We start from the raw sequence: 15,649 nt of genomic DNA, 5'->3' as shown, positions 1-15,649 counted from the left end.
GACCGTCAACGACCTGTCGCTCGACACGGAACCGCCGCAGGCCTTCCCGGGGCCGGGCCACCGCGTCGGCGAGAGCGACGGCCAGGGCGGCGGGATCGCGGGCCTGGACAACGGCGTCCGCACGCCGGCGGAGGCCGACCGGGAGAGCGGACTCGCCGCGGAACAGGGCGACGCGGAGACCGAGCCGTTCTCCGGCTCGGGCCGGAAGCTGGGTGAGAACGGTGGCCAGGGCACCGGAATCCCCGGCCTGAGCAACGAGATCCGCGAGCGGTCCGCGGCCGAACGGGCCGCGAAGGCGGCCGAGACGCCCAGGATCCCCGCCCCGCCCGTGCGGGAGCGGACCGGGCGGACCGGCAAGGGTTACGACGGTGCCCCGATGACCGTCGCGGACCTGACGTCCGAGGATGAGGCCCCGGCCGAGGAGGCCGAGCCGTTCTCGGGCACCGGCCGTACGCTCGGCAGGGGGAACCGCAAGGGCACCGGCACTGACGGCCTGTCCATCAAGGACCACCGGCGCGCGGAGTTCCGGCGCGAGCGGAAGATGGCCGAAGGCGCCCCGCCGACCGAGACGCAGCGGGCGGGCAAGGGCTTCGGCGGTGACCCGATGACCATCGCCGACCCGCAGACCGGCTCGAAGCCGGAGATCGGCCCCGAGCCCTTCGCGGGAGAGGGCACGGTCCTCGGGGGGCGCGACGGCAAGGGCACGCGGATCCCGGTCGTGAGCAACGAGCTGCGCGAGAAGGCCTGGGCGGCGCGGGCCAAGCTCGGCGGCGAGCGGGTTCGGCGGGTCAAGGCCCGCCCCGTGGACACGACGCCCAAGCGGCCGGTCACCCTCGCCGACCTGGACGACGCGTCCAGCGAGGGCACCACCGGGACGCCGGTCGCCGATGGACTCCTCCAGGTGCGGAACACCGACGGCACTGTCACGCTGCTGAAGACGCCCGAATCGGTCTCCGGGGAGGGCAAGGGGAAGGGCGCTCGCGAGGACACGGAGCGGGTGCCGGAGAAGGCACCCGCGTCGAAGAAGCGCCCCGCGCGCGCGGCCGAGCCGAAGGTGGACGAGAGCCTGGCCCGGGCCCGTGCGACTCTCGGCGAACTCAGCGAGCCGGAGCGGCAGCAGGTCATGGGCGAGGCCCAGTCGATCGTCGGTGACCTGAGCGGCCGGGTGGCGGCCGAGCGGGACGGTGGCGGTCAGGTCTCCCGTGTGGATCGGGCCCGGGTGCTGGTGGCCGCGGAGATCGCCGGCTCCGGGCGGGAGGCGGGCGAGAGGCTCGCGCGCGAGCTGGTGCGGGATCTGGACGAGAGCGCGCGGACGCGCCGGGACGCCGCCGCGCCCGCGGCCGTCAACGCCGAGCGGGCGTCGGATCCCGCGTTGTTCGACGCTCGTACGACGCTGGCCGGGCTGCGCCGGCCGCAGCGTGAAGAGGCCATGAGCCGGGCCAGGATGATCGTCGGTGACCTGACCGGCCGGGTGGCGGCCGAGCGGGACGGTGGCGGTCAGGTCTCCCGTGTGGATCGGGCCCGGGTGCTGGTGGCGGCCGAGATCGCCCGCTCCGGCGCGAAGGCCGGCGAGAACCTCGCCCGCGAGCTGATGTACGACCTCGACGAGCCGCCGGCCAGGCCGGTCCCGCGCGTCATCGTCGACAAGGACCGCGTCGAGGTCACCGCCTCGACGCTCCTGCTCCTCAAGAAGTACTCCGAGGCGCAGTACGCGCAGGTCCTCAACGAGGCCCGGACGATCGTCACGCATCTGACCGGCAACGTCCCCTCCCTCCTCGCGACGAAGGGGCAGGCACGTCAGCTCGCCCTGGTGTGGCTGGTCACGGCGGCGGAGGTCGCCTGGTCCGGCCACCAGGCCGCCGAGGACCTGGCGGCGGACATCCTCGGCGTGCCCCGGTCGAAGGACTCAGGCGCTTCGTCCCGGTTCATCGGCGGTTTCGCGAACGCGGCGCGCCACGACCCGAACCGCGCCCGCGTGACGCTCGGCCTGATGTCCGCCGAGCGCACCCAGGAACTCTTCTCCGCGGCCGACTCGGCCATCCGGAAGGCGAGCACTCCGGCCACCGCCGCCGCGCTGGTGAAGAAGCGGATGCTGGTCGCCGCCGAGATCGCCCGCTCGGGCCGCGTGGCGGGCGAGGACCTCGTACGGGAGCTCGCCGAGACCGAGGCCGAGATCGAGGCCCGGCGATCCCGGCCGGCGGACAAGCCCGTCAAGCGGGTCCGGTTCGCCGATGAGAAGAAGACCGACGACGAGTCCGAGGTCGCGGACGAGGAGGAGGAAGAGAGCCCGCCGCCGTACCGGTCCGACGACGAGTTCGACGAGTTCGATGACGTGCACGACGAGCACGACGACGAGGAGACGGACGAGGAGGACCTGCTCCTCGACGACGAGCCGGCCAAGCGGCCGCCGTCCCCGCCGGTCGGCATGGCGGTCGAGGAGCTGCTGACCAAGACCCGTACGGGCATGTTCGAGGGCCGTACGGTGGCGCTCTGGCTGCCCGGCGCGCCGGAGGAGGGACCGGCGTTCGACGCGGAGACGATCGAGCAGCTGGCCGAGACCGTGCCCGAGGGGATCGTCCTCGTCATCGGCACCGCCGAGAACGGCAAGGTCATGGCCGGCGGCCAGGAGATGTCGGTGGACGTGCTCGCGGCGACCATCGCCGCGCGGGCGCCCGGCAAGCAGCCGCTCCTGCTGATCTCCGGTGGCGCGAGCGTGGCCGAGCCGCTGTCGCGGGCGCTGGACGAGCCGGTGCTCGCCACCCCGTACGACGCGGTCTTCGACCCGGAGACCGGCGACATCCGGTCCCGCCGTGCCGGCAAGGCCGAGTCCGAGTCCGAGTCCGACTCGGGTGACTGGTTCCGCGTGTTCTCACCGGGGAACAAGCGCGGCGAGCCGATCCTCATGGAGCTGCTCGGCAAGTCGCGGAGGAAGGGGCGCGGCAAGGATGATGAGCCGAACCCCAAGCCGAGCGGCTCGTCCTCCGGCGATAAGAACGGACGGCGGCCGCACAACCGTCCGCCGAACGTGCCCCGGCCCCCGGACCCGGGGTCGGAGACGCAGCCGGTGGCGATGCCGATCGCCCCCGAGCCGGCCATCCGTTCCATCGGCGTGCCGCGCGCCGGCCTGCCGCAGCAGCCGGAGCTCATCCGGGCGATCCGGCACGAGCTGGACGCGTCCGGCGTGCGCTACTCCGACGACGAGATCAACCTGCTCGTCCACCGGCTGCTCGCCAACTACCCGTACCTCCTGGGCACCGGCGACGACGGCGGCACGGACGGGTTCCAGGTGCCGCTGGGCAACGGCGAGCTGCTCATCACGCTCGACCCCACCGACCCGCACATCCTGAACAACCCGGCCGGCTCCTCTCTCGTGCCCTCGGAGCTGCCCAGGGTCGAGGGCGAGCAAGGCGCCAAGGACACCATCAACGCGACCTACGCGACCGGCGCGCACGTCCAGACGCAGTCCGGGCAGACGGGGGCGACGCGCGGCGCGCTGGCGCTGACCTTCGGCATCGGCGTGACGCCGAACATCCTGCAGGTCGTGAAGGTCGGGGCGTCGATCTCGGGCACCGCCAACCAGTCCAACCGGTCCTCCTCGCACATCGCCGACGCCGAGGGCGGCCACGTCGAGGACAACCGGACCGACGCGAGCCTGGTCTCCTACACCCCGAACTGGTCGTTCAAGGTCCGTAGGGATCCGAACCAGAGCTGGGCCGACACACCGGTCCACCGGCTCGACGGCGACAGCCCGGAGAAGCTGCTGCTGTGGATCCCCGACCACTACCTCGACGACCCGGCGCCGGACCAGGTCACCGCGACCGGCCTTCAGGTGAAGACCACGAGGCTGCCGGCGTTCCACTTCGCCTCAGGCCTCACGAACATCCCCAAGCTGTTCGACGAGGTCGTCACGACGTTGCGGGGGCAGGGCCTCACCCTGCCGATGGGCAGCTCGATCCGCGAGGAGCTCCTGCAGAAGCTGTGGAACCTCGGCGCCCATCTCGACGACGCGGTCAACACCACGCGCGGCTACCGGATCACACTGCACAACAGGTACGGGCGGCCGGTCGCGACGGTGGCGGTGCACTCCAGGCGGCTGACGGCGCGCCGCGTCGGCGCCACCAGCGACACGGCGCACATCGAGAACGTGCGCACCGCGATCGACGGCAGCAGCGGCGGTCACAACGTGACCAACTCCAGCGCGGTGACCCCGCTCAGCCTGGAGTTCGACCTCGTGCCCAACCCGCTTGGGCTGAAGGACCTCGGCCTCGGCGTCAGCACCTCGCTCAGCTTCACGTCCTCGAACGTCGACGGGATCTCGGCGGGCCGCGTCGGCCTCAACGTCCTGGTGCCGCGCAACACGAGCCACACCACCGCAGACCTCGTCGGCTTCGAGCACCACGCCGTGGTGAGCGTCCGCCGCAGCCGCCGGAGGAACGCGCCGCGCCAGACCAAGGTGGTCCCGGGCGAGGCGCTGGTCCGCATGCCGGAGGCCACCGCGTACGAGCACGGCTTCCCGGTCGACCTGGGCGCGCTGAAGAACCCGCCGGAGCAGGGCGGCCCGCAGCCGTACGCCGAGGGCGCGATCCGCGACACCGGGCGCCGGCCGGGCGACCCGGCCACCAAGCCGGTCCCGGCGTACGTCGCCGAGGGCAAGGGCGTCGGCATGGGGCTGGTCATGGTGGCGGACGGCACCGTGACCCGGATCGAGCGGGAGCTCAAGGCCCACCTGCGCGAGAGCGGGTTCCTGCCGGCCGACGACGAGAACCCGTTCGGCGAGGTGACCTGGTCCAGCCACGGGAACAAGACCGACAGCCAGCTGGACAACCTCGAGCTCGTGGAGAAGATGGTCTCGAGCCGGGGCCTGGACTCCCACTTCGACCAGGTCCACCAGGACGGCATGACCTTCACCCTCCGCAAACGGCGGGGTGGTTTGGGGGCGGACGTCGACGTCGACTCCGCGAAGATCACGATCAAGGCGAAGAGGAACACGTGGCGTCCGCCGAGGTTCTTGCGGAGCACGAATGAGTACCACACGGTCAACCTGGCGATGGGCATGGACACGGCGGGCATGTCCGTCAGCCACGCGCGGAAGCTGGCGTGGGGCGTCAAGTTCAAGGTCCTCTACCAGGTCCTGAAGGCGGCCGTGACGGGCCTGGAGTTCCAGCGGACCGTCGGTGCCGGCGACTCGGTCAGCTTCCTCAACAACCGTCCCGAGCTGCTGGAGTATCCCGGCATCGTGGACGAGTTCGAACTGACCAGCGACTATGAGATCCACATCGAGTACCAGCACTCCGGCAGGCAGGGCAAGATCAGGCCGGGGACGCGTGACCCGGAGACGGTCTACGTCACGAACCAGAAGGCCCTCGCGTACCTGCTGCCTCTCGGCAACGGCACCCAGGACGGCCCGACGTCCAGGAAACCCACGCCCTCCGACGTACTCGACCAGGCCGTCATCTACTACCTCGACACCACGGGCGCCCGCGACGCCGCCACCCAGGCACTCCAGGACATGGTCGGCCCCGCCGGCACGGCCGACCAGGACGTGAGCACCCACACGAGCACGATCGAGATGCGGGCGCACCTGAAAGAGGCGATGGAGGGCTACACCACCGACCGGCTGTTCGACGCCGGGCTGCTCCGCGACACGTTCGGCGCGCTCGACATCTCCGGCAGGCTCGGGCGGTCGACGTTCACCGGGGCGACCGGCGACAAGTTCGTGCTGGGCATCATCAAGTTGTGGCTGGCGGAGAACCGGCTCACCGATACCAGCTCCCTGGGCTGGACCTGGGACCAGGCGGACATCGCCGTCGGCGGTGTCGTCGGCCACGCCAACCTCACCGGCGAGGTCGACGTCAACCGCCATTGGCAGCACAACCGGAGCAAGGGCAGCGGGCGCACCGGCGGAAAGGAACTCATCCAGCTCGACTTCAACCGCGTGTACTCCTACCGGACCGATGTCTACTACAACATCCACGGCCATCAGGAGAAGCACTCCAAACTCGTCCCGAGCGGCGCGCCCAGGGACCACGTGGCGCACCTGGATCCGCGGACCATGGTGTACCTGCTCCCCGAGCCGGAGGCCCTGACGAGGTACGGCGACGGCACCCTCCCCGTCTCCGACGCCCAGCTCGCGGACGCCATGGAACGGTGGCGCACGGGCGAGCTCAAGTTGAGCGGCGACCTCGCCGCCAAGATCCTCACCCGCTGGCACAACGATGTCCCCGCGCTGCCGGCCGACGTCACGGCCGACCGCGACAGGCTCGTGCGGACGCTGGCGCGCATGCACGTGACCGGCGCGTCGCGGGTGCTGAACCGCGAGACCCGCGAGGGCTTCAACACCGGCTTCACGCAGACGCTGCGCGACCCGGAGGAGCTGTATCTCCCCCCGGAGATGTCCCTGGAGATCCTCGACTACGCCGAGGACCGGGCGGATCTCACCGACGAGCGGCTGGAGGAGATCCTCACCGAGTGGCGGGAGGGCACCCGGCGCCTCACCGGCGACGTGGTGGCCCGGACGCTGATGCGCTGGCACACCGAGGTGCCCGACCTGCCGGACGGCAACACGTTCGATCGCGCGGGGATCGTCACGACCCTCGCCGAACTGCACACGGTGGGCGGCGTGCCGATCGCCTCGCTGGACGTACGCGCGCAGTTCAACACCGCGTTCAAGCAGAAACTCGGGCAGCCGCGCGTCCGGTACGAGCACATGGAGATGCCGGAGTACCTGACCCGGAACGACCCGAACGGCCGGATCCTCGGGCACACCGGCATCCACGAGCTGAGGCACCGCGGTTACCGGTCGACGTACCAGATCGTCAAGGAGAGGGTCGACCAGGTGGCGCCGGGCATGCTGGCCGCCGGCGCGGAGATCTGGGACGGCAACGGCAACGTGATCGGCCGGATGCAGGGCGGCGTCGACGCCCTGCAGGCGATCCTGGGCCGGGGCCGCGAAGAGGCGATGTGGGACGAGGTGCTCGCCAAGGGCGGCTACTCCATCTACCTGGTCAACCCGGTCGGGTGGCTGCTGTCCGACGTCGTGGAGATCAACCTCGCCGACGTGCTGACGTCCGCGCCGGAGGTGCACGACTTCAAGCCGGACACCGGGCTGGAGAACTACCTGCACGGGTACATCGGCACGTCCAAGAGCAAGTCGCGCGACGGTTCGCAGGCCGCGACGTTCGCCAAGCTCGCGCCCGGCGGCGACAACGCCGGCGGCAGCGCCGACCTGAAGGTCTCCGAGGGGCACCATCGGGGCACGAACCGCGGGGAGAACGCGGTCACCGAGCAGACGGCGTACGACTGGAGCGGCCACTACCGGGTGCGGTTCGACCGCGAGCTGACGGTCAAGGTCCGGCGCCTCAAGATGCCCGGCCGTGCGCTGAACAACCTGCTGCTGACCGGGTTCAGCCGCTGGACCGGCCACGGCCGTACGGCCGAGATCACGGTGCCGGGATCGATCACCCTCCAGGTGCCGCGCAACCTCGCCGAGGCCGGGCAGCAGCGCGGCCCGGCCCCGCTGCGCGACCTGCTTCCCCTGCCGAAGCTGCCGGGCAACGCCTACGTCAGCGGCGCCATCCTCGACGACGCGCTGCCGGTCGCCAAGAAGCTGCTGGACAAGCTCTTCAGCCCGCGCTGGTACGAGAAGGCGCTCGGGGCCCGTACCGGTGACAAGAACACCCGCTCCAGCCTGTCGTTGCCCGTGCTGATGTCGCGGTCGCACATGACGAACCACGTGCGTGAGGCGACCGGCGGCGACCGGTACAAGCTGGCCGACAACCTGTTCATCCCCGGCGACTCCAGCGAGCGCGCGACGATGTGGCTGCAGGGCGACTTCTTCGACGCCCAGGTCATCGGGGAGATGAAGGAGGGCCAGACCGGCACCGGCCGCTACATCAAGCACCAGAGCGGCACGAGCGTGAACAACAGCAGCGACCTGGCCCGGGTCGTCGCCGACTACGGGGTTTCCGGCAACGACAAGATCAACCCGCTGCCCACGCCGCCGGAGGGCGCTCCGCCGAACCGTCCGGACCACAACTGGGAGCTCGGCAACTCGGGCAGCCGGACGACCGCCGCCGGCCAGAACAGCTCCGGCACCGAGAACTACCGCCGTGAGCAGCACGCCAAGGAGCTGGGCCCGACGCTCCTGATCCGCATGCGCGGCCGGTTCTGGATCGAGGCGCAGAAGACCCGCCACCACATCCTGTGGAAGTCCTCGAAGAAGGGCGCGCCCGTCCGCAGCGACCCGTTCACCGGCGACGTGTACGTGGAGATGTTCGAGGCCCAGTACAACGAGCTGCGCGCCCAGATGGCCACGGAGGAGTTCCAGGCCCAGGCCGCGCTGCGGGACCGGGTCCGCCGTTCCGAGTGGCGGCGGCTGAACACCGCGCCGGACTTCGATCTCGCCCCCCTGCTGGCCGGCGCCGCGAGGGCGAAGGTGGACGCCTTCCACGTCCAGCAGACGCTGGTCACCCACATCAGGGAGCAGGCGGGCGGTAACCGGCCGCTGCGGCTCGACTTCGACGAGCGGGCCGCCGAGGCCCGGCAGTACCAGGCGGTCCTGCGGTGGGCCACCCGGACGATGCGCGCCGACCTGACCGCCATGCGTCAGTTCGACCCGACGGTCGAGGCCCCGCGCTCCCTCGCTCGCTACCGGTCCTACCTGCAGGACGGCTCCGAGGACGTCCCCGGCACGCTGAGCCAGAGCCTCGGCGACGAGATCACTGAGATGATCAGAGAGGTCAACGCGCTCCACGGACTTCGCACGGGCAACCCGCGCCAAGGCCCCCTGGCGCTGCCGCCGGAGGTGGCGCTCCTGTCCCTGGACCCGACCTACCTCGCCCGCGACGTCGCGCACGAACTGGGCGCGCACGTACGGCTGGACATCCGGCGGCGGGACGGGTCGCTGGTCCAGCGCTGGGTCGACCCGGGCGGCCGGATCTACGTCTTCGACCCCGCGACCTACAACGACGCCGTCCTGACGATGGACGACGCGACGGGCGCCGGGCTCTGGTCGGACGCGCTGCGGCGCGACGCGAGCGACCACGCCCTGACCCCGGTCGAGCTGGGCTCGTTCTACCGCGGGTCCTGGGCCCGGCAGCAGACCTTCGACCAGGCGGTGAGCGCGGAGATCGCCCGGCGGCGCGGACGCCTGGCGGCCGTGCACCCCGCGCTGCCGGACCTGTTCACCCGGACGCAGCAGGGCAGGGACGACTGGGCCGCGGAGGTGACGCGGATCGGGGACGAGCAGACCGCGCTCGCCGCGGACACCACGGTCGCGGTCGACGTCCGCACCCGCCGGAACGCCGAGCTCGACCGGCGGCTGAACAACGCCAACCAGCAGGTGGCCGACGCCAGGACCCTGCTTGAGGACCTGCGGCGGGCCGCGCTGGAGGCGCGCGACACCGCCCGGGCACGATGGACCGACGCGGCGGCACGCGCGGCCGAGGACCGCGTCACGGACCTGGAGACGCTCACGGAGGGCCGGCGCGTTGAGCGGGCGTACCGCCTGCGGCGGGAGGCCACGGTGAGCGACGCCATCACCGAGGTCGAGCAGACGCTCCTCACCGCCGGACCGGGCTCGGTCTCCCTCGCCGTCACGGCCGAGGCCGAAGGTGAGGGCGGCCGGTTCATCGTGGTCAACGACAACGGCCGGGCCCGGTGGTTCGAGTCCCCGTCCGGCCTGCCGGTGGCCGCGCCGTATGACGCCGAGCAGCTCCACACGCTGGACCTGGGGCCGGACGGGATGCTGCTGAACCCGCCGGCGGCGCTGCGGAACTCCCCGCACTCGGAGCGGACATTCGGGCAACTGCGCGACGAGGCGATCGACCAGGTCGGGGACCAGCTCGGCGAGGACACGCCGCGACAGGACCCGTCCGCGGCGTTCCGGCGCGCACGACCCGCCCTGACCCGGTCCACGCTCGCGTTCGAACACGCGGTGGCCGCGGACGACGTCCAGAGGGACGACGCCACCCAGCGGGCCCCACGGCTCGTCAGCCTGGCCACGGCACAGCGCGGCCCGCTGCCCCCAGGCCCGCACCTGTACGAGGAGCAGCACGGGCAGCACCGCGTGGGCCCGGCCGGGCTCACGCTGCCGGGCTGGACGCAGCGCGGCCCGCTGTCGGACTACACCGCGGTCTCCTGGCTCAGGCAGGGGGCGCCGCAGCAGATCCCCACCGTCGCGGACATCGCGCGAAACGACCTGAGCGGCGCGGTCCGTTTCCTGGGAGGTACGGAGCCGAACACGGCGCGTCGCGTGGCGCGTGTCTTCGGCGCGCGGGGCGACCGTGACGTGACGACCGCGGACGACCTCCCGGCCGGCCTGCCCGTCGGCACCTGGGTCTGGTTCTCCGGCCCCATCGGTACCGGCACCGCCGTGGTGACGCCTGGCGGCTACCACGTTCTCGTCCCCGGCGACGAGAACATCCACGTCGAGTCCGAGCGGGATGCGCTCGTGGTCCTCAACGAGGACCGCGCTCAGACCTTCGTGATCGGCCGGCCGAAGAAGGGGGGCCACGGCGGCCGGGGGACCTCCGGCACGTTCGGCTCCGGGTCCGGACGCGGCGACGGCGACTCCCACGGCGACGGCGACACTCATGGCGGCGGCCCGTCCGGGAGCGGGCACGGCGGACGGCAGGGGAGCGTTTGGTCGCCGGGCGGGCGGACCACGGTGGACACTCCGGCGCCGGCCGACCCGCACCTGTACGTCGACGGAGAGGGCAACCACCGGGTCTCCGGCCCCGGGCTGAGGCGTGACGGGCTGGTGGAACTGGGGGCGCTGTCGCGGTACGCCCCGGTCTCCTGGCTCCTCGGTGGTGGCCGGGCCGGCCAGGTGACGGCCGCGGACGTCCTCAAGAGCGATCTGGAGCGGGCCGAGCGGTTCCTGACCGAGGTGACCGTGATGGGCGACACGGCGGAGACGGTGCGGTCGCTCCTGGCCGGCGTCACCGGCCGCAACGTGGAGCTCACGACCTCGCTGCCCGCGTCGCTGCCGCCGGGCACGATGATCTACCACACCGGTCCCACGCACACGGGCGCCGCGATGGTGCTGCCCGACGGGCGTTACCGGCGCACGGTCGGCGACGCGCCCCTCATCTCACCGGACCAGACCGGTCTGCGGACCGTCGACGACGGGCGACACACCTTCGTCATCGCCCGGCCGAAGCAGCAGACCAAACCGACCGGCACGCAGTCGAGCACGGTCGAGGCGGACGCCCGGCGGGCCATGGAGGAGGAGGCCCGGCGCTACGACCCGGCACGGCTCGCCGCAGCGCTCCAGCGCAGGGGGCTGGAGCCCATCGAGGTCCCGCTGGACAACAACTGCTTCTACCACAGCCTCATCGCGATCGCCGGTCCGTACCTCATCCGGCAGATCAGCGCCCTGAAGCCCGGGCTCGGCGACCGCGCGGCCGTACAGGTCCTGCGGACCTGGCTGGCGAATCGGCTGCAGGCCGACCTCACGGTGGCGAACCACGGCCTCCCGTCGCGGTACGCCGACTTCTTCCACGTGCAAGACGGCCGGCCGGTCGCGGTCCAGCAGCAAGCCCTGGTGGACCAGATCAGGACCATGGACACCTGGAACAACGAGGCGGGCGACCTGGTCGCGCACCTGGCCGCGTACGAGCTCGGCCTGCCGCTGACCCTGATCCAGGACCGGTACGTGACCACGCTGGGCCCGGACGGCCCGGCACGGATCAACTTCATCCGTACGCCCGGCCACTTCCGCGGCGCCCGGCCGGTCGGCGCCGACGCCCCGCGGGTCGCGTGGGAGTCGCTTCGTCCGGTGCGGCCGATCTCGGTCGCCGACGCCGATCGCCTGTTCCGGGCCCGGATCCAGCTGACGGAACGACGTCTCATGGCCGCCATCACCGACTTCAACGGCCTCCAGCAGAACAACACCACGAACGCCGTCCCGGACCGCCGCACCCGGCTCGACGGCTTCGTCACCGCGTTCCGTCAGGGCCGCGCGCAGAACGCCTTCCCGACCGTGCCCGACCACCTTCGCGCGCAGCGGCGGATCGATCAGATGTTCCGCGCCGTGCGCGACGTCGAGCAGCTCAACGACGAGATCCGTACGAACCTGGGCCTGCCGAACCCGCAGCCCGCCGCGCCGCAGGCCGCTCAGCGGACGCGGGTCCAGGTCACGGACCATCTGCTGCGCGAGGTCAACGGGGTGCTGCGATCCCTCGGCCCGGCGTGGACCGGAGGACCCGTCGACCAGGCCGAGGTCGAACAGGCGCTGGGGGAACTGCCGCAGGGCAGGCCGTCGGACATCAGGGGGCTCGCGAACGACCTCGCCTACCAGATCGCCTTCAACGAGGTGCTCCGGGGACGGGGCGGCGCGATCGGCATGGAGCTGGAGACCGGCTTCGAGCTCGGCGGCCTGGACCCGAACGATCCGACCAACGCGCTGCTGATCACGACGCCGGAGTACTCCCTGGTCATCGACCACGCCAAGGCGAGGAGCGGGCCCAACGCCGGTCGCACCGTGCCGATCATCGAGATCGTGCTCAATCCGATCAACGCGCTGAAGGGGGAGACCGGCTGGCAGAACCGCGCGGACGCCTTCCGCACGCTCTCCTCGGTGCTGGACCGGCTGCGGAACGCCCGGCGCGGCACGACCATCGCCCGGATCTTCCGCGACGTCCCGGGTGCGGTCCCGCACCCGTACGCGCAGCGCGCCACGCTCCTCAGCGACTTCGACCCGAACCGGACCTACACCCAGTTCACGGTCGGCGTGCCGATGAGCGGGATCCGGGAGCTCCTGCGGGCGGTGAGCCGGGGCAGCCGCTCCGACCCGGACTGGTCGGCGATCCGGCACGGAGAGAGCGCACTGGACTTCGGGGACGCGATCGCCGCGCGGTTCGCCCACGTGGAGACCGGCCGGGGCCTGCGCGACCGGCTGGACCGGCTCGACGCCAACGACGCCGACGTCGCGAGCATCCGCAACTACGCCACGCTCGTGTACACCCAGGTCGCGTCGCAGCTCGAATGGATCACCGACGGGTCGGGGCTGGCGAAGAACAACACGCTGTTCGCCTCGCGCGTCGGCCTGGCGGCGATGCGCGAGTCGCTGCCGCGGCCGGTGCGCCGGTTCCTGGAGAACGAGGCGGAGTGGATCGGCGCGAGCTTCCAGGACCGCTACCGCACCGACAACCGGTCCAGCCTGCGGCACGCGGGAGTGTCACACTCCGATGACCTGCTCGCCGCCCACTGGAGCTACTGGGACCGCGCCGCCAACGCCGACGGGCCGCAGCACACGATCGGCCAGTACCTCGACAACGCCCTGCTCCCGCTCGGCCCCGGCCGCCCGAAGATCGGCCAGTGGGAGTCGCTCGGCGTCGGCACCGAGCTGGAGAAGATGGACGACAACTTCGGCCGGCGGCGGGCGGACCCGCTGGCCGTCCTGGAGGTCCGTTTCTTCGGCCCGTCGAAGCACCGGGGCCTCGACGCGGTGGCCGAGGACTACGATCGGCTCGAAGGGGCCGCACGCGACGCGGACCGGGAGTCGGGCATCCTCCGTGAGCTGAAGACGGGCAAGGGCGTCGAGGTGCGGTTCCCGCAGGGCGAGCACGAGGCGCGCGAGTCCGGCCAGTCGGCCGCGCTCGAGGACTTCGCGACCTTCGTCGGCCGGGCGGCCGCCCGGCGGTTCGCGGCGGGGGCCGGGATCCTCCTCGTCCACCTCAACGGCGGCGGCAACGGCGGGGTCCGGTCCAACGCCCGCGAGACGGGCCTCGACCGGGCCGAGGCGGTCCTGGACGAGCTGAGCCCGCTGGTGAAGGAGGAGCTGCGCCGCCGCGGGGTCCCGGAGAGCGCCGTCAAGTACTCCGTGACCTCACGCGGGAAGAGCAGCCGGTCCCGCTATCCGTTCCGGCCGACCCCGGGAGACTCGGGCGAGCAGAAGCGCCGGGTGCAGGTGTGGGTCGGCTCCAGCACCGACCGCGTGCGTGTGCTCGAGACGCCGGGCGTCCGGCCCCTGCCGAGCACGTCGACCATGGCGCAGGCGGTGCCGCTGTCCGTGCCGTGGACGAACGCCCTGACGATCCACGTCAACGCGGCGCTCGCCATGATGACGCGGCCGAACGTCAGGGTCGTGGACCACCAGGAGGTGCTCGCGGCGTACGGCTCCCTGCCGGGCTGGCTGAAGAACGACGCGATCCCGGTCGTGGCGCCGCGTATCGCCGAGGTGATCCTCACCGGACGGGTGACGGTACGACGCGGCGGCGCGCAGAACCCGGCGCTGACCGGCCGTACGGACTCCATGGAGCCCGGCCCCGGCGGCATCCGCCCGATGCAGCCGCCCAGGCCGACGGCCGGCAAGGGGAAGGGCACCGAGAACTGGCACACGCTCGTACGCGCCGCCGAGGGCCAGAACGGGACGCAGCGTTACGAGGTCAGCGAAACCGGCTGGATCAAGATCTCCGACGAGGAGGTGCTGTCGCCGGACGGTTGGGCACGGCACGGTGCCGACTTCGTGCACATGCCCACCGGCACGTACCTGCGCGGCCACGACGGCCGGCTCGAGAAGGCCGACGGCTGGGAGACGCTGCGCGAGACCCTGGACGAGGGCACGCTCGTCCAGCACACGATGGTGGCCGACGGGACGAACGTCTACCTGGTGCCCGACGGGGAGGGCCCGGTGGTCGGGCTGCCGCTCGTCGTCGCCGCGTCGGGCAGCCTCGCGCGGAGCATCTACCAGGCGCTGTCCGGCACGCCGGCTCAGGCTCCGGTCACATACTCCTCGGAGGACGCCTTCGACGCCGAGTACGCCGCCACACTCGCGGAGTTCCCGGCGGTGACCTCGAACGCGTCGTGGACGGTCTGGGGGCAGGGTGCCGAGGACCCGGAGGTTCGCGTCTTCGTCGCGGAGAGCCCGGCGCTGGGCGGGCTGCGCGGGCAGTACGACGCCGGGCCGCCCAGGGCCGGGCGGGTCAGCGACCCCGAGGGCCGGCTGTACAGCGAGGGCCCCGCCTGGAACTGGTACCTGCCGGGACGCACCGGCGTGGTGGCCTCGTCGCGCCCGAAGACGGACGTACGGGGGGACGAGTCCGGCGCCCCGGTCAGCGTGCCGAGTCCGCATCCGGTCACCGACGGCCCGGCGGTCGACCCGTCCGTGACGGCGGCGTCGCCGGTGATCCTCGGCTCCGGCCTGCCGCACGCGATGAAGTGGCGCGCGGACGGGGGCGGCGCACCGCTGCACAAGTTCAGCGAGAAGGCGCCGGCGGAGGTCTTCCGCGACGGGCTGCGGCCCAAGGGCGACCGGCTGGGCCACCTCATCGAGCACGTCTACGGCAACCCCGCCGACACCGGCTATGTGAGCACGTCGAGGAACGTGCACTACGTACGGGACTCGGCGTTGAACGATCCGGGCACGGCGCACGTACTGCATCGCAGGTACCGGTATCGCTACGACGTCGTGCTGCCCGGCGGGATCGACGTCAACGCGACCCTCGACATCGCCTCGCCCTTCCCCGACCAGGACGAGGTCGTCTTCCCCGGAGGCATCGACGTACGGTTCATCCGCGGAGTGCAGGCGCTGGAGAACGGCTCGCCCACCGGTGAGTACATTCTCAACCCTGACTTCGACCCTGACTTCGGATCCGCCGCGGATGACAGCCTCGGCGACGCGGATCCACCCACGAACGGGGCCTAG

The 15,649-nt window shown here is 72.0% G+C and carries 1 protein-coding gene (only partly in view); it reads left to right on the top strand.

What is annotated here, in order from left to right:
- Nucleotides 1-15,649, top strand: partial view of a toxin glutamine deamidase domain-containing protein gene (locus QWU11_RS42040; protein ID WP_290120174.1) — the 3' end only. 16,991 nt of this gene lie to the left of the window's left edge; only the last 15,649 of its 32,640 coding nucleotides appear in the window; the start codon falls outside the window, past its left edge; its stop codon occupies nucleotides 15,647-15,649.

It is taken from the genome of Actinomadura sp. DC4 (assembly GCF_030406325.1).
In the GTDB taxonomy this organism is placed as follows: domain Bacteria; phylum Actinomycetota; class Actinomycetes; order Streptosporangiales; family Streptosporangiaceae; genus Actinoallomurus.
Note: the sequence above shows the minus strand (reverse complement) of the source record. Positions and strands in the feature narration are given on the sequence as shown.